This window comes from Pseudoduganella buxea (assembly GCF_009720835.1).
In the GTDB taxonomy this organism is placed as follows: domain Bacteria; phylum Pseudomonadota; class Gammaproteobacteria; order Burkholderiales; family Burkholderiaceae_D; genus Rugamonas; species Rugamonas buxea.
Window position 1 is genome coordinate 24,661 of record NZ_WNKZ01000045.1, and the last position, 22,612, is coordinate 47,272.

Below are 22,612 nucleotides of genomic sequence, written 5' to 3' on the forward strand. Positions count from 1 at the left end.
ATGGGGGATGCGAACATGAAAAAAGCCTGCCGGGCGCGAACCCGGCAGGCTTTCTGGAAGGGTAGAACGCGTTACAGCGAAACGCGCATGCCCAGGTAGTAACGGCGACCGATCGGGTCGTAAGCACCGGCTTCCGTTTCCGCGCCCGTCGTGTTGCCCGGCAGGCCGGAGACGATCGGTGGCGCCTTCGTGTTGAAGGCGTTGTCCAGGCCCAGGTACAGCTCCCACTTCTTGCGGAACTCGTAGGTGACCTGGATGTCCTGGTAGGTGCGCGAGCCGACGCCGACGGCGTTGCGCGGCAGGTCGAACTGGGCCAGGAACTGGTCGTCCAGGTAGGACTTGCCGATATACGTCGTGGTGCCGCTGATGCCCCAGGCGCCCAGCTTGTATGCCAGGTTCAGCGAGGCCTTGTTTTTCGGGCTTTGCTGGATTTCGCCGGCCCAGTAGTCCTTCTCGGCACCCGGGGTCGGGGTGTCGTAGCCTTCATGCAGCCACGTCCAGGAGGCGCGGGCGCTCAGGCGGCCTGGGCCGGCGGCACCGGCCCACGATGCCGTCAGGTCGACGCCTTCGGTGGCCTTGCTGCCCGTGTTGCTGACCAGCGAGTCGATGTATTCCAGCGAACCGGAGTTGTTCGCACCCATCTTGCTCGGGCGGCGCGTGATGACGTTGCACAGCGAGCCGTCGCCGCCGTAGCAGTTTTCCAGCGCGTACTGGCGCGGCATGAAGACCAGGGCATCGGCGATCTTGATGTCGAAGTAGTCGGCCGTGAACGAGAAGTTGCGCAGCGGGGCGATCGAACGGGGAGTCCAGACCACGCCGATGGTGGTGGAGCGGCCTTTCTCGGCGCGCAGGTTCGGGTTGCCGCGGTCATAGCCGCTGATGCCCTGCAGGTCCGACTGGGTCAGGGTGAACACGCCGTTGGCGGCGATGTTCGCTGCCACGCCCGGGGCGGCACGGCAGGCGTCGCCGCGTGCGCCACCGCCGGTCGGGCCGATGCCGTCGCACGGGTCGACGATGTCGGCCGGGAAGGTCTGCTGGGCCGGCTGGAACAGCTCGTTGATGTTCGGCGCACGGGTCGACAGGGCGCGGGTGGCGCGGAATTTCACGTCGGCGATCGGCGACCATTCGCCGCCCAGGTTCCAGCTGGTGGTGTAGCCGACGGTCGAGTACTTGCCGCGGCGCACGGCGCTGGACAGGTTCAGTTCCTTGGCAAACGGCTTGTCCTTCAGGATCGGCACGCGTACCTCGCCGAACAGTTCCTTGACGTTGAATTTGCCGTAGGTCGGCGGCAGGGCGTTGCCCGCGTTCAGGCCGGCCTGGGTCAGCGCGTCGGCTTCGCTGGACGATTCCTCGCCGCGCCATTCGAAGCCGACGGCCACGCCGACGGCACCGGCCGGCAGGTCGAAGACTTCACCGTTGATCGAACCGCCTGCCAGTTTCTGCGTGACACGCGTTTCCAGGCTGCTCGGCGCGTTCACGTATTTCAGCGCTTCCGGCGAAATGCTGTTGTAGCCGAACACATTGATCGGCACGCAACCCAGCGCACGGGCGGTCGAGTCGGCGCAGATGGCTTCGGTACGGTTGTTGTTGGTGTTCAGGTCGTCGATGTCCGTGATGGCTTCCAGCGCGTGGCGGAAGTTCAGCACATTGACCTGGCCATTGCCGCTCTGCGATTCCTTGGTCTGGCCATAGGCCACATAGGTTTCGTAGTTCCACTCTTTCAGCAGGTTGAACGAACCCTTGACGCCGGTTGCCAGGCGGAAGGTGTCGCGGTTGGCCTTGCTGCCGCGGTTGCCCACTTCGGCCATCCGGCGCGTGAAGAAGTAGTCGCGCAGGCCGTCGCCGTTGGTATCGCTGATGTTGTTGAACAGGCGGTCCGGTACCAGCGGGTTGCGGCGCAGCGTGCCGTTGATCAGCAGCTCGGCGGGAACCTGGCCGAAGGTGTCGCCCTTGTAGATGTCGTCCGAGCCCAGCGCGAACGGTTCCAGCATCGTCGTCACGCGGGTCGATGCGTAGTTGCCTTCGAAGAACACATTGTGGTTCTCGTTCAGTGCCATCGTGCCCGTCGTGGCCAGCAGGTAGCGGTCTGTCGGCACGGCGATGGAGCGGAACTCGGAACGGTTGAAGCCGGTAGCGGCCTGGCCGTTGGTGCCGTTGGTATTCCATGGAATCACGGCGCCGTTGCGATCGTACGTGAAGCTGCCGTTATCGTCGAAGAAACGGCCTTGCGGCGCATAGCTGGAATAGAACGGACGGTTGACCTTGAAGAAGTCTTCCGGGTCGTTCTGGGTGTTCTGGTCGACGGCCGAGATGGCGCGGTTCTTCGAGTACACGGCGCCCTGCTTCGAGTAGCCGAAGTGCACCATGATGTTGTTGGTGGCATCGGCGTTGCTGGTGCCCCAGGTGGCGGAGAATTTCTTCTTCGTGTCGTCGTGCTTGGTGCTCTGGCCGCCCTGGGCATCCAGGATCAAGCCGGTGAAATTGCGCTTCGTGATGATGTTGACGACACCGGCCACGGCGTCCGAGCCATAGGTGGCCGAGGCGCCGCCCGTCAGCAGTTCGACACGCTCGATGAAGTCGGTCGGGATGACGTTCAGGTCGACGGCCGTGTCGCCCGGAATGCCGGAAACGAAGCGGCGGCCGTTCAACAGCACCAGGGTGCGGGAGGTGTCCAGATTGCGCAGGTTGACGGTGGACACACCGGCGCTGGACGTGGAGAAGTTCGAGTTGGTCCGGCTGACGGTCGGCGTACCCAGGGTCGGGTTCTTCATCAGCAGTTCCTGCAGATTCGTCGCACCCGATGCAGCGATGTCGGCCGATGTCAGGACCTGCAGTGGCGATGGCGATTCCGCGCCCGGCGAGGCAATACGCGAACCCGTCACTTGCACAGTCTGCATCGGCGCATCGGCCGTCTGCGCCATGGCTTGCATGCTCAGGACGGCACCGCCCAGGCATAACAGGCGCACGGAGTGCGAAATGATCTTTTCTCTCATTTAAATGCTCCCTTGGTGATTAATCTGTCGCGATCTTTGGCTGACCGCCAAACCATGAATCTTAGTTAAGGGTGTCCGAAGTACAAATTCAATTCGTCATTAATTTGATGGAATGTACAAAAATAACAACACTTGCTATCTGCTAGGAAACGAAAAAGGCGCCTTGCCAGGCGCCTTCGTGGTGTTGCCGAATGAATTGCTGCGGACTGATTATTGGCCGAAGATATCCCGCCACAAGGTCGTCACGCAGTGGGCATACACGGCCACGCGCAACGGGTCGACACGCGACTGCTCACCCCCCTGCAGACGCAGCTGGTGTTGCAGCTTGCGCATGGCGCGGTAGGCGTCGGCCACCTGGCCGGCCAAGGCCGGGTCGATCAGGCCCAATTCGCCGCTGAGGCGCAGCAACGCGATATTGCCGACATTTCCCGTCAACTGCGGGTAATTACGGGCATGTTGCAGCACCAGATACTGGACAATGAACTCGATGTCGATCATGCCGCCGGCATCCTGTTTCAGGTCGAAGGTGCCGGGGCGGCTGGGGTAGGCCTCGTGCATCTTGTTGCGCATGGCCAGCACCTGCCGTTTCAACTCGTCGCCGGCGACGGGCGGTGCACGCAGCACGTCGCAGCGGATTGCCTCGAAGCGGCGGCCGATGTCGGCATCGCCGGCGCAGAAACGGGCCCGCGTCAGGGCCTGGTGTTCCCACACCCAGGCGGCATTGTGCTGGTAGCGCTCGAAGGCCTGCACGCTCGACACCAGCATGCCGCTGGCCCCGTCCGGACGCAGGGCCGTGTCGATGTCGAACAGGATGCCGGCCGACGTGTGCGACGTCATCCACGTGATGAAGCGCTGGGCCAGCTTGGCGTACAGGCCGGGGGCGTCCTGGTCGTCGTCGTCGAACAGGAAGATGACGTCCAGGTCCGACACATAGCCCAGTTCCTTGCCGCCCAGCTTGCCGTACGCGATGACGGCGAAGCGGGGCACGTCGCGGTGCCGCTTCGCCACCGTCTGCCAGGCCGCCTTGATGACGGCGGCGACGATGACGTCGGCCAGCGCCGATAAGTGGTCGGCCAGGCGCTCCACCGTCAGGTCGCCGGCCAGGTCCTGGGCCAGCAGGTGGAACAGCTGGGCATGGTGCACTTCGCGCAGGATGTCCAGCTGGCGCTCCGTGTCGCCGTCGGCGGCGGCCAACTGATTGTCCAGGTCCAGCACCAGCGCGGCCGGGTCGAACACGGCGTTGCGGATGCGGTCGTCCAGCAGCTCGTCCAGCAGGATCGGGTGCAGGGTCAGGAAGGTGGCGGCCCAGGCGCTGGCGTGCATCATGTTGATGACCCGCTCCAGCGTGTGGGGGTATTCCGTCAGCAGCGACAGGTAGGCCGAGCGGCGGGCGATGGCTTCCAGGAAGTCGAGCAGGCGGCCCAAGGTGCCGATCTGGCTGCCGGCGCTGTTCTGCTCGGCGGCGCGGGCGATCAGGGGCAGGGCCGCATTGATCAGGGTGACGAGGCGCTGGCGGCTCGCTTCCGGCATCGACTGCAGGCGGGGCGCCTGCCACGTGGCGATCAGGCGGCGCGCGGCGGCGCCCGGGTCGTCGTAGCCCAGGCTGGTGAAGCGGGCCTCGATGGCTTCGTGGTTGTCCGGGTCGGCGCAGGCGTTGCTCGTATCGGGATCGATATCGTCGCCGCCGCTCTTGTCGGCAAAGATGGCGTCAAACTGCTCGGCAACGAAGCGGCGGTGGCCGTCCAGCTGGGCCAGCAGCGCGGCCGTGTCGGGCAGGCCCATCATCCGCGCCACGACGGTGCGGTCGTCCTCGTTCGGCGGCAGGGTGTGGGTCTGGGCGTCGTCCAGGTACTGCAGCCGGTGCTCCAGGTTGCGCAGGAAGGTGTACGAGGCCAGCAGTTGTTCCACCACTTCCGGTGCCAGCAGACCCTTGTCCGGCAGCTGGCGCAGGGTGGCGCGGGTGGAGCGGTCGCGCAAGGTGGCGTCGCGCCCGCCCCGGATCAGCTGGAACACCTGGGCCAGGAATTCGATCTCGCGGATGCCGCCACGGCCCAGCTTGACGTTGTGGCTGCGGTCCGGGTGCAGCCGTTCCTGCCGGTTCACCTCGGCGCGGATCTGGGCATGCATATTGCGGATGGCGTCGATGACGCCGAAGTCCAGGTAGCGGCGGAAGCAGAACGGCCGCACGATCGATTCCAGCGCGGCGATGTCCTCGGGCCGGCCCGTGACGGCGCGCGCCTTGACCCAGGCATAGCGTTCCCACTCGCGGCCCTGGACGATCAGGTATTGCTCGACCATGCCCAGGCTGGCCGCCAGCGGCCCGGAGCCGCCGTTCGGCCGCAGCGCCATGTCGACGCGGAAGGTAAAGCCGTCCTCTGTGATCTCGGCAATGGCTGCGATCAGCTTCTTGCCCAGGCGAATGAAATACTCGTGGTTCGACAGGCTGCGCTGGCCGGGCGCGGCCGGCACCGTGTCGCCGTCTTCCGGGTAGACGAAGATCAGGTCGATGTCGGACGACACGTTCAGCTCGAAGCCGCCCTGCTTGCCCATGGCCAGCACGATCAGCTGCTGTTCCTGGCCCGATTCGTGACCGGTCGGCACGCCGTGGGCGGCGCGCATTTCCCCATCCAGTTCCGCCAGATGTTCCTGGATGGCGAAGTCGGCCAGGCGCGTCACCGTCGTCACTACTTCGTCCAGGTCGGCCAGGCCTTCCAGGTCGCGCCGGATCAAGGTGGCGATCAACAGGTTGCGCAGCCGGCGCATGCCGCGCGCCAGCGGCAGGACAGGGCCGTCGCCGTTGGCGCGTTCCTGCGCCAGCAGCGTCGCCAGGTCGGCACCGGCCAGCGACGAGCGGCTCAGGGCATCGATCTTGGCCTGCCGGTCCGGTTCGGCGCCCAGCCAGCGCTGGTGGAAGCGGGAGGTGCTGGCATCGACGGGGATCGACGGTGGCGTGGCGGAGGGCAGGGGCTGTGCGTGCATGGTGGCCGTTTGGTGAGGGAAAGGTGCGAGAGAAAAATGTCCGTGTATTGACGTAAATCTATCGTAACGTTGTGTAATAGAGTGCGTTTCGGAACTTAGTGTAACCGGGTGTTGCGGTAGAATGTGGCCGCAGGCTGGACAAGGGCAGGCTGTGGAAACGAACCATTTATTTTACGCCGGGTGTCCGGCCGGGCCTGGGTAATGAAGTGTTGACGGAAAAAACGGCGGAAGACAAGGTGGGGCACGCGCAGTTACCCGCGGATTTGCCCGCGCAGCCGCCCCACGAAGGCGCCGTCGTCGCGCGCTGGCACCGCCTGCAGGCGGCCTACCGCCTGTGCAACCTGGCCACCCACCACGTGCTGGGCTTCACCCTGAAGCTGGCGCTGCTCCTGTACTTCGCCTTTGCCGTCGTCTTCCTCGTGCTGCGCTGGCTGGTGCTGCCGCAGATCGACAGCTACAAGGACGATATCGAACGGCTGGCCAGCCGCGCCGTCGGCAATCCCGTCACGATCGAACGCATCTATGCCTCCTGGTCCGGCTTGCGGCCCACGCTGTTCCTGGGCGATGTCGTGCTGCGCGACCAGCAAGGCAAGCAGGCACTGCGCCTGCCCAGCGTGGCCGCCACGCTGTCGTGGTGGAGCGTGGCGTCGCTGAACGTGCGCTTCGATTCGCTGGAAGTCATCCGCCCCGACCTGGACGTGCGTCGCACGGCGGACGGACGCCTGTTCGTGGCCGGCATCTTCGTCGACCTGAACAAGAAGGACGACGGCCGCGGCTCCGAGTGGGTGCTGGCCCAGCGCGAGATCGTCATCCGCGAAGGCACCTTGCGCTGGCACGACGAACAGCGGGGCACGCCGCCCCTGCTGCTGAAGGACACCAATCTGATCCTGCGCAACCAGTGGCGCCGCCACCAGTTCGCCGTGCACGCCACGCCAGCCGCCGGGGCCACCGGTTCGCTGGACCTGCGCGCCGATTTTGCCCACCCGGCTTTTTCCCAGCGCGTGTCCGACGTGCGCCAGTGGAAGGGCACGATGTATGCGGACGTGCGCGGTGCCGACCTGGCCGCCTGGTTGCCGTACAGCCCGCAGGACACGGGCCCGGCCCGGCTGCAGTCCGGCCGCGGCAGCGTGCGCGCGTGGCTGGAAATCGACCATTCGCGCCTGTATGGCGTGACGGCCGACCTGGCGCTGCGCGACGTGCGCGCCACCCTGGGACCGGACCTGCCCAAGCTGGACGTGGCCGCCATGCAGGGCCGCATCGCCTTCCATGAAGACAAGCCGGCACGCGGCGCGCGTGGCGATGCGGCGCTGCCGTTCGGCGCCCGCGCCCACCGCGCCAGCGTCACCGACTTCACCTTGCGCACGCGCGACGGCGTCACCCTGGCGCCGACCACCTTGTCCGAACGCTACCTGCCCGCCCGCGGCCGCCAGCCGGCCCGTACCGACGTCACGGCCCATTCGCTCGACCTGGCCATGGTGGCCGAACTGGCCACGCGCCTGCCGCTGCCGGCAGCGCAGCGCAGCCTGCTGGCCGAGCTGGCACCGCGCGGCCGGGTGCGGAACCTGGCGGCCCACTGGCAAGGCCCCGTGGCCGCGCCGAGTGACTGGCAGTTGCAGGCCGACCTGCAGGACCTGGGCATGAACCCGCTGGCCGCGCGTCCGGCCGTGGCCGCCAAGGCCGGGGCTGCGGCCCAGCCGGCGCTGCCCGCCTTGCCGGGCTTCCAGCATCTGTCCGGCAAGGTCGAAGCCGGCACGGCCGGCGGCAAGCTCAGCCTGGACGCGCCCGGTCTCGTGCTGGCCATGCCGGCCTGGTTCGCCGAAGCGGCCATGCCGTTCCAGCAGTTCAAGCTGGACGCCGGCTGGACCCGGGGCGACATGCTGGCCCTGAAACTGGACAATTTCGAATTCGCCCAGGACGGCCTGACGGGCAAGCTCGCCGGCAGCCACACCATCGGCGACAAGGGGCCCGGCGTGGCCGATATCACAGGGAGCTTCGACGGCTTCACCATCAACCGCATCGGCCGCTACCTGCCGCTGGCCACGCCGGAACACCTGGCCCACTGGCTGACGGGGGCGCTGGAGGCGGGCAGCGCCACGGACGTCAAGCTGCGCCTGCGCGGCGACCTGGCCCGGTTCCCCTTTGCCGACAAGGGCGCCGACGGCGAGTTCCGCATCGGCGGCCGCATCGTCGACGGCAAGCTGAACTACGAGCCGGGCCATTTCGGCAAGGACGGCACGTCACCCCTGTGGCCGCAGGCCGAGCAGATACGCGGCACCTTCCTGTTCGAGGGCGCGCGCATGGAAATCAAGGCCGACACGGCAAAAACGGGCAATGTCGCGCTGAAGGACGTGAAAGCCGTCATCGGCGACCTGATCCACCACGACAGCGTGCTGGAAATCGACGGCAACGCTGCCGGCGCCATGCAGGATTTCCTCCGTTACGTGGGCAACAGTCCCGTGCTGGACTGGATCGGCCATTTCACGGACCAGACCAGTGCCACCGGCAACGGCAAGCTGGCCCTGAAGCTGAACCTGCCCCTGGCGCGGCTGCGCGAAAGCAAGGTCAACGGCACCTTGCAACTGCTGGGCAACGACGTCGTGCTGTGGCACGACATGCCGCCCGTGCTGCTGGCCACGGGCAAGATCGAATTCAACGAGCACGGCGTCAACCTGAACGGCCTGAACGGCACCCTGCTGGGCGGCCAGCTGACGGTGGCCGGCGGCACCCAGCGCGACGGCACCATCCAGGTGCGCATCGGCGGCAGCGTCACGGCCGATGGCCTGAAGAGGACATATCCGGCCCCGGCCATGCAGCGCCTGGCGGCCCACCTGTCCGGCGGCGCCCGTTACAACGGCGTCGTCACGGCCGCCAACCACCAGTACCAGGTGTTCGTCGAATCGTCGCTGGCCGGGGTCGGCCTGGACCTGCCGGCGCCGCTGGCCAAGGCCGCACAGGACGCGCTGCCCCTGCATTTCGTGCTCAACGGCGGGGCCGCCGACGGCACCGGCCTGGCGCACGACGAGATCCGCATCACCGTGGGCAATGCCATCGAGGCACGCTACCAGCGCCAGCGCCAGGACAAGGGCCCGTGGCAGCTGACCCGGGGCGGCCTGGGCGTCAATGCCCCGGCCCCCCAGCCGGACAGCGGCATGGCCTTCCACGTCAGCATGAAATCGCTGAACGTGGACGACTGGACGGGACTGGCGTCGGACATTGCCGGCCCCGCCGAGCCCAGGCCGGCCGCGCCGGCCGCCGATGCGCCGGCCGCCGATGCGCCGGGCGCCGCCGCGCCGAACCTGTCCCAATACATCGTGCCGGACCTGATCGCCGCCCGCGCCACGGAACTGACCATCGCCGGGCGCAAGGTCGACGACGTCGTGCTGGGCGCCACCCACCGGGGCGGGACCTGGCAGGCCAGCATCGATTCGCGCCAGGCCAACGGCTACCTGACGTGGAACGAGTCGCCCACGGGGCGCGGCATGGGCAAGGTGACGGCCCGCCTGTCGAGCCTGATCATTCCCGAATCGGCCGCCGGCGACGTCAAGGACCTGCTGGAAAGCTCGGCCGCCGCCAGCGCGCCGGCCATTCCGGCGCTCGACATCGTGGCCGACCGCTTCGAGCTGTTCAACCGCCAGCTGGGCCGGATGGAACTGCAGGCCTACAATGCCCTGATCACGTCCTCGCGCGAATGGCGCGTGTCGAAGCTGACGTTCGAGAACCCGGACGGCGTGCTGCACGGCACGGGACGCTGGGTATCGCGCAACGGCCAGCACGACACGTCGCTGAACTTCAACCTCGACATCCTCGACGCTGGCAAGCTGCTGACCCGCTTCGGCTTCGCCGACACGGTCAAGAACGGCAAGGGCAAGCTGTCCGGGGATATCGCGTGGAAGGGCCTGCCGTATGCGCTGGACAAGCCGACCCTGTCCGGCAGGCTCGACATGAAGGTCGAGAAGGGTCAGTTCCTGAAGCAGGACCCGGGCGCGGCCAAGCTGCTGGGCGTGCTGAGCCTGCAGGCCTTGCCGCGCTTGCTGAAATTCGATTTCCACGACGTATTCGCCCAAGGTCTCGCTTTTGACGGCATCAGCGCCACGGCCGCCATCGAGCGGGGCATCGTCAGGACGGATAACCTGAAGATGCACGGCGTGCAGGCCACCGTGCTGATGTCCGGCACGGCCGACGTCGCCAATGAATCGACCAACCTGCACGTGGTCGTGATTCCCCAGGTGAACCTGGGCACGGCGCCGCTGGTGTATGCACTGGCCGTCAATCCCGTGATCGGGCTGGGCAGCTACCTGGCCCAGCTGTTCCTGTCGGCGCCCGTGATGAAGGCGCTGACCTACCAGATGCAGGTGACGGGGCCGTGGAAGGCGCCCGTCATCACGAAGCTCGATGCCGAGCGAACGGAAAGTCCCCGCAGCCAATAAAGGAGAGCCGATGTCTATCGTTGCCGCCGTACAAATGGTCTCCACGCCCGTCGTGGAGGAAAACCTGGCCACCGCACGCCGCCTCGTCGCCGAGGCCGCCGCCACGGGCGCCAAATTGGTGCTGTTGCCCGAGTACTGGCCCATCATGGGCATGAGCGACAGCGACAAGGTCGGCAAGGCCGAACCGCTGGGGCAGGGCGCCATCCAGGATGCGATGGCATCGATGGCGCGCGAACACGGCATCTGGCTGCTGGGCGGCACCCTGCCGCTGGCCAGCAGCGACCCGGAGAAAGTCATCAACACGACCCTGGTCTACGACCCCGAAGGCCGGCACGTGGGCCGCTACGACAAGATCCACCTGTTCGGCTTCACCAAGGGCACGGAATCGTATAACGAATCGCGCACCATCGTGCCGGGCAGCACGGTCGGGACGGTCGAAACGGCCGTCGGCAAGGTCGGCATGTCGGTCTGCTACGACCTGCGCTTCCCGGAGCTGTTCCGGGCCATGGGCGCCGTCGACCTGATCGTCGTGCCGGCCGCGTTCACGTACACCACCGGGCGGGCCCACTGGGAAATCCTGCTGCGCGCCCGCGCCATCGAGAACCAGTGCTACGTGCTGGCGGCGGCCCAGGGCGGCACCCACTTGAACGGGCGCCGCACATGGGGCCACAGCATGCTGGTCGACCCGTGGGGCGAGGTCAAGGCCGTGCTGGCCGAAGGCGAGGGCGTCGTCCATGGCGAGCTCGACGCGACCTTCCTGGCCGGTGTGCGCGAGAGCCTGCCGGCACTGAAGCACCGCACCATGTAAGACGGTCCGCCCCCGGCGGCCGGGGCGCGAATCCACTACAATGACAGCAAAGCAAACGTAGAAAGTTCCATCATGAAACCATTCGAACCGAACCTGTCTTCCCTGGCGCTGGCGCGCGACGTGCTCCTGACCCCGTTCGGCCTGGACGAGAGCAAGCTGATCAAGACGCTGGGCACGATGTTCACGCACAAGGTCGACTACGCCGACCTGTACTTCCAGTTCACCAAGAACGAGGGCTGGAGCCTGGAAGAGGGCATCGTCAAGACGGGCAGTTTCTCGATCGACCAGGGCGTGGGCGTGCGCGCCGTGTCCGGCGAGAAGACCGCGTTTTCGTATTCCGACGAGATTTCCGAAGCGGCCCTGCTGGACGCGGCGGCCGCCACGCGCACCATCGCGCGGGCCGGCGCCGGCAAGATCAAGGTGGCCGGCAGCATGACGCCCCAGGGCGGCCGCTCGCTGTACCTGCCGCATGACCCGCTCAATTCGCTGGACGCCACCGCCAAGGTCAAGCTGCTCGAGCGCGTCGAGAAGATCGCCCGCGCCAAGGACCCCCGCGTCGTGCAGGTGATGGCGGGCCTGGCCGGCGAATACGACGTCGTGCTGGTGGTGCGCAGCGACGGCGTGCTGGCGGCGGACATCCGCCCGCTCGTGCGCGTGTCGATCACCGTCATCGTCGAACAGGACGGCCGCCGCGAGATGGGCTCGGCCGGCGGCGGCGGGCGCTACGACTACAGCTATTTCACCGACGAGCTGCTGACCCAGTATGCCGACGACGCCGTCAAGGGCGCCCTCGTCAACCTCGATTCCCGTCCGGCCCCGGCCGGCCCGATGACGGTCGTGCTGGGACCGGGCTGGCCCGGCATTCTGCTGCATGAAGCCATCGGCCACGGCCTGGAAGGCGACTTCAACCGCAAGGGCTCGTCCACCTTCGCCGGCCGCATCGGCGAGCGCGTGGCCGCCAAGGGCGTCACCGTGGTCGACGACGGCACGCTGGCCGACCGCCGCGGCTCGCTCAATATCGACGACGAAGGCAACCCGACCCAGTGCACGACCCTGATCGAGGACGGCATCCTGCGCGGCTACATCCAGGACACGATGAACGCGCGCCTGATGAAGATGCCCGTGACGGGCAACGCCCGCCGCGAATCGTTCGCCCACCTGCCGATGCCGCGCATGACGAACACCTACATGCTGGCGGGCGACAAGGACCCGGCCGAGATCCTCGCCTCCGTCAAGAACGGCCTGTACGCCGTGAACTTCGGCGGCGGCCAGGTCGATATCACGAACGGCAAGTTCGTCTTCTCGGCCAGCGAGGCCTACATGATCGAGGACGGCAAGGTGACGTATCCCGTCAAGGGCGCCACCCTGATCGGCAACGGCCCGGACGTGCTGAACCGCGTCTCGATGATCGGCAACGACATGCGTCTCGACCCGGGCGTGGGCGTGTGCGGCAAGGAAGGCCAGAGCGTGCCGGTCGGTGTCGGCCAGCCAACGTTGCGCATCGACGGCGTCACCGTGGGCGGCACGGCGTAAAGCCGCACCACCCAACAAAAAAGGCGCCGCGGCGCCTTTTTTTATTGCTGCAAAAATGGGGACAGACCCCATTTTTGAAGAAACATTGCCTGGAAATTGGGGTCTGTCCCCATTTTCCAGGCAAGAGTTTAGAACGAGTAGGAACCGCGCAGGTACAGCGCGCGGCCGATCGGGTCGGTGTAGCGCGGGTCGTAGCCTTTCTGGAACACGGTGCCCTGGTTGCTGAACGGCGGTGACTTGTCGGCGATGTTCTTCACGCCGGCCGTCAGCGTCACGTTCTTGAAGCCCGTGTACGTGCCCGACAGGTTGACCAGGCTGTACGACGGCACGTGGTTGCGGTACTGGTCGTCGACCAGGTTCTGGTCTTCGTAGCCCGTCTTGAAGTTGTGGGCCAGGGTGGCGCTCCACGCACCGGTGCGCCACGTCACCGAGGCGTTATGGCGCCAGCGGAACACGACGTTGTTGTCCGCGTAGCGGCCGACGTTCTGGATGAAGTCGCCATCACGCTCGTTCTGGTACTCGTAGTTGTGGATCCACGTGCCGTCCAGGGTGAAGGTCAGGCCGCCGAAGTCCGTGCGCGGCGCGCGCAGCGTCAGGCTGACGTCGACGCCGTCCGTGCGCACCTTGCCCAGGTTCTCGTTCAGGTCCAGGATCGCGTTCGGCGAGCCGTCCGGGAAGCGCAGGAAACGGTCCGCATAGCGGGCGTAGTTGCCGTAGATGGTCTGTTCCGGCAGGGCGCCGATCTTCTCGCGCAGGCGGATATTGAAGTAGTCCAGCGACAGGGTGACGGCCTGGGTCGGCTCGAACACGGCGCCGATGGCATACGTGCGCGATTTTTCCGGTTGCAGGTTCGGATTGCCGCCCTGCAGCTTGAACTGCTGCAGGTCGCAGTCGCGCAGCGGGTTGGCGCCCGGCTGCGGCACGCCGTTCGGGCACAGGATCGGGTCGTTGTACGAGTTGCTCGTGTCGTTGCGCGACTGTGGTGCGTTCTTCTCGAACAGGGTCGGCGCGCGGAAGCCCGTGCTGGCCGAACCGCGCAGCACGAAGGACTGCAGCGGCTGGTAGCGGAACGAGGCCTTCGGGTTGGTGGTGCTGCCAACGTCGCTGTAGTGGTCGTAACGGGCCGCCAGCGACGCTTCCAGTTCCTTCGTGAACGGCAGGCTGACTTCGCCGAACACGGCCTGGATGGTGCGGCTGCCGGACTTCGGCAGCGAGCCGGACAGGCCCGAGCTGGTGGCCTGGCTGGCGATGTCGCGGTTGACGTTGAACTCCGCCTTCTCATGGCGCAGCTCGGTGCCGAAGGCCACGGCCAGCTTGCCGCCGCCCATTTCCATCAGCTCGCGGCTGGCCTTCAGGTCGAATGCCGTCTGGGCGTTCTTGGCGTCCTGCACGCGGCCGCGCAGCGCGGTCGTGGCCAGGTAGGCGCGGCCCGCATCGTTCTGCAGGCCGAACGGGTTCAGCACGCCGTTGGCGACACCGGCCGCGAACAGGGCGTCGGCGACATAGCCGTTGGTGAATTCTTCCTGCGAACGGCTGACCGAGTGGCTCAGGCCCGTCTGGTAATCCCAGCCGGCGATGATGCCTTCCAGCGAGCCCAGGAAGCGGTCGCCCGAACCGCGCGACAGGATCTCGCGCTGGCCTGCTTCCGTGGGGCGCCAGTTGACGGACAGGGGAGCGCCGGACAGGCCGGCCTGGGCCGGAACGCCACCGGAATTGCCCGGGTAGTAGGGGCTGGTCGACGGCAGCGACAGGCCCGTCTGCGGTGGCGGCGCCGTGCGCGAGTTGACCTTGTTTTCCGAGTGCAGCACTTCCAGCGAGGCCGTGTGGTCGGCGCCCAGCTTGAAGCTGGCGCGGCCGAACAGGGTGGCCCGTTCCTGCTCGGGCAGGCTGTCGATCTGGCGCGTGTAGTCCTGGCGGCAGGTGCCATTGGTGGGGTGCGGTACCGACAGGGGCTGGTTGCAGCCGGTGCGGGCGTACGGGTTGCCCTGCACTTCCGTCACGGGGTCGAAGTAGTTGCCGGGGAAGGTGGTGCCGGAGGTTTCGTTCAGGCCCCGCGACGGGATCACGCCGGTGGCCGAGAAGGGCCGCTGCTGCGACGTCAGCACGTCCTGCTTGTGGTAGTCGGCCACGGCCAGCACGGCCCAGCCCTCCTTGGCCAGGTCGCCGCCGCCCAGGGTGATATTGCCGCGGCGTTCGCGGCCGCCCGTTTCTTCCGGGATCACCGTTTCCAGCGTCACCGTTGCCTGTTGCACCGAACGGCGCGTGATGAAGTTGATGACGCCGCCGATGGCATCGGTACCGTAGATCGCGGAGGCGCCGTCGCGCAGCACCTCGACGCGCTCCAGGGCGGCCACGGGAATCAGGTTCAGGTCGACGCTGGCGCCGTCGTATGGGTGGCTGGCCAGCCGGCGGCCGTTCAGCAGCACGAGGGTCTTGTCGCCACCCAGGCCGCGCAAGTCGGCCGACGCCTGGCCGCCCGTGGGCAGGCCGCTGGCGTTGCCGCCGACGGCATTGGCCGAACCGAAGCTGGACTGGTTGGCGGGAATGCGGTCCAGCACTTCCTGGGCCGTCGTCAGGCCCTGCTTGACGAATTCTTCGGCCTTGAAGACGGTCAGGGGCGTGGCTGTTTCATTGACCAGGCGCTTGATCGAGGAACCGGTGATTTCCACCCGCATCATCGGCCCTTCCGGGGCTTGCTGCGCGAACGCGGGTGCGAATGCCGGTAATGCCGCGATGCCGAGGCACAGCGGCCGCGCCAGCTTGCCGATGCGACCGATGCGACCGATGCTGCTTGCTTTTTTCTTAGCCAATCTCTTCTCCCGAAGTTGAACGTTATGCCGTACTGGCAGGCGATGGAAACATCCGTTCCACCGACCCGCAAGCACACTTTGCCATGTCATTGATTAAATGCAAACGAAAGCCCGCAAAAACGGGACCGAAGTCCCGTTTCTGTTGTATAGACCGCAACGCAAGGTGGCGATCAGAACGTATAGCGCACGCCCAGGTTGAAATAGCGGCCCAGGGCGCCGCTGTAGTCCAGCGGGTTGAAGCCGGCCGCGCCGTAGGTCAGCGGATCGAGCGGCGGTTCCTTGTCGAACAGGTTCTGGACCGAAGCGAACAGTTCGGCTTTCGGCGTGAAGCGGTACTTGGCCGTCAGGTCCACCGTCGTGAAGGAGCCGATCTTGCAGCCGTTCGGCGCATCGTTGCCGTTGGCGAAAGTGAAGGCGCAGCCGGCCGGGTCGTCCTTGAACAGCTTGTTCTCCAGCTTGCCCCGGTAGTTGGCCACGGCCGTCAGGCGCAGCGGACCGCGGTCCCAGGTCAGGCCCAGGTTGACGCGGTCGTCCGGCGTGCCGATGCAATTCGTCGTATCGCAGTTGCCGTGCGTGCCGGCAAAGTCGCGCGACGAGCCGTCCTGTTCGGTGCGCTGCCATTTGAACAGGTGGGTCCACTTGATGTCCGCCGTCAGGTTGCCGCCGTTGGCGCCCAGCTGGAAGGTCTTGCGCAGGTCCAGGTCGACGCCGCGCACTTCCGTCGACGCCGAGTTGACGTAGTTCGCCAGCACGGCCGTGATCTGGCCGGGGTCGCCCGGCGTGGCCGGATCGGCCGTGGAAGGATCGCGCGCCACGTGGCCGGCCGCGATGGCCGCGTCCAGTTGCTCCTGGTTGATTTCGTTCTTGCGCTTGATCTGCCAGAAGTCCAGCGAAATGCTGGTGCGCGGTAGCGGGTCCCAGATCATGCCCAGCGAGTAGCTTTTCGAGCGTTCCGGCTCCAGCGCCGGATTGGGCGACGTGATGACGGCCACCGACACGGGCGCGCACGTGCCCGGAATGCCCAGGTTGCAACGGAGCGGATCGTCCGCGTTGGCAAAGGCCGCCAGGCCGCCCCGGCCGTTCTCGGCGGCGCTGGGGGCGCGGAAGCCCCGGGCGAAGGTGCCGCGCAGCGCAAAGGCGCGCGACGGCGTCCACTTGAAGCCGGCCTTCGGCGTGTAGGAGTTGCCGACGTCGTTGAAGTGGTCGTAGCGCAGCGCGGCCGACAGTTCCAGGGTGCTCAGCACGGGGGCCAGCACTTCGGCATACAGGGCGGCCGAATTGCGCTGGCCTTCGTAGGCCGAATAGCCCAGGCCGATGATATTGCCCCGCTCCGTGCCTTCGGTGGGCGTCAGCTCGGTGGATTCGTGGCGGAACTCGGCGCCCATGGCTACGCCCAGCGCGCCGCCGGGCAGCTGGCCGAACTCGCGCGAGGCCTTCACGTCCACTTGCGCCAGGCGCGTGGTGGCGTCGTTGGCGATCAGCGGCGACAGCGCGTCGTACATGGCCTGGGAATTGAGGCCCGCGTTTTCGCCGATGCGCCACAAGGTGCCGGCCGGCAGCGCGGCGTAGGCGGGGTTGCGCAGGGCGGCCGCCACGTTCTCGGGCGTGGGATTGAGCAGGGCAAAGGCGACGTCGCGCTGGATCGCCCCTTCGCGCGTGTTGGCCACCTTGTTCTGCGAGAACAGCAGTGCGCTGTCGATGTCCCAGGCGCCCACGGTGCCCTTGACGCCGGCCACGGCGCGCAGGAAGTTGGACGTCACGTTGTTCACCCGCGGACCGACGTCCCAGGCCAGGTAGCGCACCCGCGCGGCCGTGCCGAAGTAGGGATTGTCCGGGTGGGCCGCGCCCAGCGACACGCCGGCATTGCTGACGGGGCCGCCCGGATAGCCGACGCTGCCTGAGACGTTCGACGGTGTCGTCTGCGCTTCGCTGTCGCTGTGGTAGCCGTGCAGTTCGGCATAGGCCTGCCACGCCGGATTGAGCTGCACCGTCAAACGGCCGAACAGGTTCAGCGATTCCTGGCGCGGCTGGATCTGGCCGTACTGCTGGGTCGCGTCGATCAGGCAGCCGCCGCGGGGATCGCCCTGGGGGTGGTTGGTCAGGCTGGTACAGGCGTTGGCCGGCATCGGGCGCGTGAAACCGGCCGCGGCCAGGCGGCTGTCGCGGCTGTAGAAGATATTCGTGATGGGATTGCGCACGTTGCCGATGATGGAGTTGCCGGCATTGCTGTTGCTGACGATGGCGCCCGTGCCGCCCAGGCCTTCGGCGGCGGAAAAACCGAAGTCGCGCAGGTCGACCCGGCCGACGGGGCCGCGGCCGGCCCGGTCCAGGTTGTACACGGGTTTCTTCTTGCCGTATTCGGCACTGAACAGGAAGTTGTAGCGGTCCGTGTCGAGCCGGCCCACGCCGTGCGACACGGCCAGACGCGTGTCGGCGCCGTCGCTCTCGTTCGACAGGCCCTGGCTGGCGCGCACGGTGGTGCCGACGAAGTCGCGGCGCAGGATGACGTTGACGACGCCGGCGATGGCGTCGGAGCCGTAGATGGCGGACGCGCCGTCCTTCAGGATCTCGACCCGTTCCACCGCTTCGGCGGGAATGATGTTCAGGTCGGCAAAGACCTTCTGGCCGTCGTCCGCCAGGCCATAGGGCGCGACGCGCCGGCCGTTCACCAGCACCAGGGTGGACGCGGCGCCCAGGCCCCGCAGCGAAATGCCCGACGCGCCCGAGGCGAAGCCGGTGCCGAAGGTGGTCGGCACCGAGCCCTGGTTATCGACGGCCAGGGTCTGCAGCAATTCAGCCACCGTCGTCTTGCCGGATTTTTCGATGTCGGCCTTGCTGACGGTTTGCACCGCCGAGGCCGTTTCCGCCTGGGCCCGGCGGATATTCGAACCGGTGATTTCGACCCGGGCGATCGGTTGGGCGGCGGCGCCGGACGGGGGGGGAGGCGTTTGCGCCAGGGCCGGCGCGGTGAACAGGCCCAGCAGCAGCGGGGCGGTGGTGACGGGGAACAGGCGGCGTACCACGCCCGCGAGCGGGCGCATCTTGACTGTGTTCATGCAGTTCTCCTGAAATAAGTTGTGATTTTTTTCGCGAGAGCTTTTCTTATACGCCCGACAACTGGCTTTGTGAACAAATTGGCATGGAATGGCCTCTCGGATGTATTTTGTGCGCCACACAATTCCAGGAGACAATTTGCTTGCCAACTGGCCGGACCTCTTGTTATAGTGATTCGCAATCAACAGGACATTCCATGCACCGCTTTGTATTCTTTACCGGCTTCTTTTATTTTTGGCTCCCTGCCCACAAGGCGGTTGAGTAGAGGCCGGTTCACGTAAGCAGCACAGCGAGATTCCCACCCAATACCCAAAAGACCGCCACCGATGGCGGTCTTTTTTTTATCCGAACAATTTTAGGAGAGCTCCATGCAACGCACCGACGACCTGCGCATCCGCGAAATGAAGGAACTGACGCCCCCGTCGCACCTGATCCGGGAATTCCCCTGCACCGAGGCGGCGTCGCAGACGGCATCGGCCGCGCGCATCGCGCTGCACCGCATCCTGCACGGCCAGGACGACCGCCTGATGGTGGTGGTGGGCCCGTGCTCGATCCACGACCCGAAGGCGGCGATGGAATACGCCCGCCGCCTGATCGGGGTGCGCGAGCGCCTGCAGGGCGACCTGGAAATCGTCATGCGCGTCTACTTCGAGAAGCCGCGCACGACGGTGGGCTGGAAGGGCATGATCAACGACCCGTACATGGACAACAGCTTCCGCATCAACGACGGCCTGCGCATGGCGCGCGAGCTGCTGCGCGACATCAACGAGCTGGGCCTGCCGGCCGGCACCGAGTTCCTCGACGTCATCAGCCCCCAGTACATCGCCGACCTGATCGCCTGGGGCGCCATCGGTGCGCGCACCACGGAATCGCAGGTGCACCGCGAACTGGCGTCCGGCCTGTCCTGCCCGGTGGGCTTCAAGAACGGCACGGACGGCAATATCAAGATCGCCGTCGAAGCCATCAAGGCCGCCTCGCAGCCGCACCACTTCCTGTCGGTGACGAAAGGCGGCCACTCGGCCATCGTGTCGACCAATGGCAACGAGGACTGCCACATCATCCTGCGCGGCGGCAAGGCGCCGAACTACGACGCGGCCAGCGTCGAAGAGGCCTGCAAGGCCATCGCCGGTCACGGCCTGGCGGCGCGCCTGATGATCGACGCCTCGCACGCGAACAGCTCGAAGAAGCCGGAAAACCAGGTGCCCGTGTGCGCCGACATCGCCACCCAGGTGGCCGGTGGCGACAGCCGCATCGTCGGCGTCATGGTGGAATCGCACCTGGTGGCCGGTCGCCAGGACCTGGTGCCGGGCAAGGAGCTGACCTACGGCCAGTCCGTCACCGACGGCTGCATCGACTGGGACGCCACCGTGCAGGTGCTGGACAACCTGGCCGCCGCCGTGCGCCAGCGCCGCCTGCGCGAAGACTGACAGGCATTCACACGGCATGCGGCGCATGCCGCCTGCCGCCGAATCAACGAGTAACGAACACGAAGACGGCGGAACCTTGGCACCACCATCACCAGACATCGCCGCGCTGCAGCGGCAGATCGGCGCCGCGATCCAGGCGGGCCGCGACAACGAGGCCGGCCAATTGTGGCAGCGCCTGCTCGATATCGATCCTGGCAATCCGAAGGCGCTGTTCGCGCTGAGCCAGCGCGCCTTCCGGGCCGGCGACCTGCAGCGGGCCAGGGCCCTTCTGGAACGCCTCGTCACCGCCGACGGGCGCGACCAGCAGCAGTGGATCAACCTGGCCGTGGTCTGCCGCGGCCTGCGCGACGACGAGGGCGAAGCGGCGGCCCTGACGGGCGCGTTGACGGTCGACCCCACCGACATGCTGGCCCAGCTGTTGCGCGGCGACCTGTTCGAACGCCAGGGCCGGCGCCATGAGGCGGCACGGGCTTTCGGCGCCGCTGCCATGGCGGCGCCGCCGCTCGACCAGGTGGACCCGTCGCTGCGGCCCCTGCTGGAACGCGCGCTGGCGTTCCAGGACGGCTACCAGCGCGAGTACGGCGCCTACCTGGACGCCCACCTGGCGCCGCTGCTGGGCGAACTGAAAAGCGAGCCGCTGGGGCGCTTCCGCGATGCCGTCGACATCATGTTCGGCCGCAAGCGCCGCTACGACCCGCAGCCGGCCCTGTTCTACTACCCCGGCCTGGCCCCCGTTACCTTCTTCGACGAGCGCGCGCTGTTCCCGTGGATCGACGAACTGGAAGCGCAGACGGATGCCATCCGCGCCGAATTCCTTGCCGCGCTCGACGCCGAGCAGGGCTTCGTGCCTTACCTGAGCTATCCGCCGGACCAGCCCCACTTCCAGTTCGCCCAGCTGAACAACTCGCCCGACTGGAGCGCGTATCACCTGATCGAGCAGGGACGGGTGGTGCCGGAACACGCGGCGCGTTGTCCGGCCACGATGGCGGCGCTGGCCCGGCTGCCGCAGCCGCGCCAGCTGAACCGCACGCCCAGCGCCATGTTTTCGCTGCTGAAGCCGCACACCCGCATTCCGGCCCACACGGGCGTGAGCAATGTGCGGCTGGTGGGGCACCTGCCGCTGATCCTGCCTGGCGACTGCCACCTGCGCGTGGGCAATGACGTACGCGCGTGGGAGATGGGCAAGGCCTGGGTCTTCGACGACACCATCGAGCACGAGGCGTGGAACGACAGCGACAGGCTGCGCGTCGTGCTGATCTTCGACGTGTGGCACCCGCACCTGTCCGAGGCCGAACGTGCCATGGTCAGCGCGCTGGCCGACGGCATTCACGCTTTCGGGGCGGGGGCGGGCGGCTTCGAGCTGTAGCCCTTCAGCGGCAAATCCCGTCCAGGTCGATCGACCTGTCCGCGACGGCCGCCGGCAGCGCGATCCCTTGCGCCGCCGCGGCCCGTTCCGTCACCATGCCCCCGGCCGCGCCGGCATAGGCCGGATCGGCCTGGGCCTGCGCCAACGTCACGTAGCGCGCGCCGGCCGCGTCGAGCCGCGCCAGCACGGCCGGCAGGGTGGCGGCGCTCCAGGCGCCCGCGTGCGTCAGCAGCACTTGCGGGATCACGCGGCCGTAGACCTGGCGCGACGTGCTTTTCATGCGCGCGATCTCCTCGTCCACATAGCGCAGGTAGTGCGCCTGCATGGCGCCGATGGCGGCATCGTTGCCCTGGCGGGCGCAACGCGCATACGCTTCCGTGTAGGCCCAGTCATCGAAAGACACGCTGACGGCGGCGATGCGATAGCCCCGTTGCGCCAGCCACGCCGTCGCATCGCCGCGCAGTGCCGGGGTATTGCCGCCATCGAGGAAGGGGTAGCGGAACCAGTGCCAGTCCTGGCCCGCCATGCGCGCCGCGATGGCCGGTTCGCCTGTCGTCACGTCGGCCTGCCATGCGGCCAGCGACGCGGCCTTGCTCAAGCCCACGTGCTCGAAACCGTGATTGCCCAGCGGATGGCCGGCGGCGCGCCACGCATCGAGCGCGGCGGCGGCGCCGGCTTCGCGTGCCAGCTTGCCGGCATTGACGAAGCCGAAGGCCTCCGGCACCCCATGCGCCTTGAACGCCGCCACGTGCGCGGCCACGATGCCCGTGCGCGTGACGCCGGGCGGCAGCGCGCCATGGGCGGGCAGGTCGTCGACAGTGATGGCGATATCGAACGGTTCGGCGGCGTGGGCGGCGGCACTGCACAGCAACGCTGCCGCGGCGATCCGGTAAGGCTGCATGGATTCTCCTGGTGGGGCAGCACGACGGCTGCGGGCAGTCGATCCTGCCAGAAAGAAAACAAGCGGACAATAAAAAAGGCGCTGTGCCCCGGTCGCAAGGAACTTGTTGGCTCGACCATTGTCATACCGTAAGTTGGCATGAACCAAGACGGAGGTGGGCATGGAAATCGACGAGTACGCGGCGGTGCGGACGCAGTGCCTGGCGTGGCTGACCCGGCTGACCGGCGAACAAGGGGATGGCCTGCGACGGCTGTTCGAAGGATGTGCCTCGCTGGCAGACTGCCTGGCCATCATCGAGGAACGGGGCGCGCGCA

10 protein-coding genes are annotated in these 22,612 nt (G+C 67.0%); 5 read left to right on the forward strand and 5 right to left on the reverse strand.

Annotation, left to right across the window (positions count from 1 at the left end; all coding sequences use genetic code 11):
- Window positions 1-71: 71 nt before the first annotated feature.
- Together GM672_RS15815 and glnE are read right to left on the reverse strand one after the other, a co-directional pair.
- A complete protein-coding gene (locus GM672_RS15815) occupies window positions 72-2,993 on the reverse strand; it encodes a TonB-dependent receptor domain-containing protein (protein ID WP_155471502.1) in 2,922 nt (973 codons plus the stop codon).
- Between the two features lie 210 nt (window positions 2,994-3,203).
- Window positions 3,204-5,972 (reverse strand): bifunctional [glutamate--ammonia ligase]-adenylyl-L-tyrosine phosphorylase/[glutamate--ammonia-ligase] adenylyltransferase, encoded by a 2,769-nt coding sequence (glnE, locus tag GM672_RS15820; RefSeq protein WP_155471503.1) that lies wholly within the window; start codon window positions 5,970-5,972, stop codon window positions 3,204-3,206.
- Window positions 5,973-6,178: 206 nt separating this feature from the next.
- Here glnE and GM672_RS15825 point away from each other — a divergent pair, with 206 nt between their 5' ends.
- The 3 genes from GM672_RS15825 to tldD all read left to right on the forward strand — a co-directional run bounded on the left by GM672_RS15825 (window position 6,179) and on the right by tldD (window position 12,740).
- Window positions 6,179-10,399, forward strand: coding sequence for a YhdP family protein (locus tag GM672_RS15825; RefSeq protein WP_229427786.1), 4,221 nt, complete (start codon window positions 6,179-6,181; stop codon window positions 10,397-10,399).
- A gap of 10 nt (window positions 10,400-10,409) precedes the next feature.
- Window positions 10,410-11,207: a carbon-nitrogen hydrolase family protein gene (locus tag GM672_RS15830; protein WP_229417761.1), complete on the forward strand. Its 798-nt coding sequence runs from the start codon at window positions 10,410-10,412 to the stop codon at window positions 11,205-11,207.
- A gap of 72 nt (window positions 11,208-11,279) precedes the next feature.
- On the forward strand, window positions 11,280-12,740 hold the full coding sequence (gene tldD / locus GM672_RS15835; RefSeq protein ID WP_155471504.1) for a metalloprotease TldD: 1,461 nt from the start codon (window positions 11,280-11,282) through the stop codon (window positions 12,738-12,740).
- A 128-nt stretch (window positions 12,741-12,868) separates the two neighbouring features.
- Here tldD and GM672_RS15840 read toward each other — a convergent pair whose 3' ends face one another.
- Together GM672_RS15840 and GM672_RS15845 are read right to left on the reverse strand one after the other, a co-directional pair.
- Complete coding sequence (locus GM672_RS15840; protein ID WP_229417762.1) at window positions 12,869-15,550, reverse strand: TonB-dependent receptor plug domain-containing protein; 2,682 nt, start codon at window positions 15,548-15,550, stop codon at window positions 12,869-12,871.
- 170 nt (window positions 15,551-15,720) lie between these two features.
- A complete protein-coding gene (locus GM672_RS15845) occupies window positions 15,721-18,606 on the reverse strand; it encodes a TonB-dependent receptor (protein ID WP_229417763.1) in 2,886 nt (961 codons plus the stop codon).
- A gap of 366 nt (window positions 18,607-18,972) precedes the next feature.
- Here GM672_RS15845 and aroG point away from each other — a divergent pair, with 366 nt between their 5' ends.
- On the forward strand, window positions 18,973-20,031 hold the full coding sequence (aroG, locus tag GM672_RS15850) for a 3-deoxy-7-phosphoheptulonate synthase AroG (protein WP_155471506.1): 1,059 nt from the start codon (window positions 18,973-18,975) through the stop codon (window positions 20,029-20,031).
- Window positions 20,032-20,107: 76 nt separating this feature from the next.
- Window positions 20,108-21,397 carry an aspartyl/asparaginyl beta-hydroxylase domain-containing protein gene (locus tag GM672_RS15855; RefSeq protein ID WP_229417764.1) on the forward strand — a complete coding sequence of 430 codons (1,290 nt, stop codon included), beginning with the start codon at window positions 20,108-20,110 and terminating at the stop codon, window positions 21,395-21,397.
- A 4-nt stretch (window positions 21,398-21,401) separates the two neighbouring features.
- Here the strand turns inward: GM672_RS15855 and GM672_RS15860 are convergent, their stop codons facing one another.
- Complete coding sequence (locus GM672_RS15860) at window positions 21,402-22,298, reverse strand: polysaccharide deacetylase family protein (RefSeq protein ID WP_155471508.1); 897 nt, start codon at window positions 22,296-22,298, stop codon at window positions 21,402-21,404.
- Window positions 22,299-22,612 lie beyond the last annotated feature (314 nt).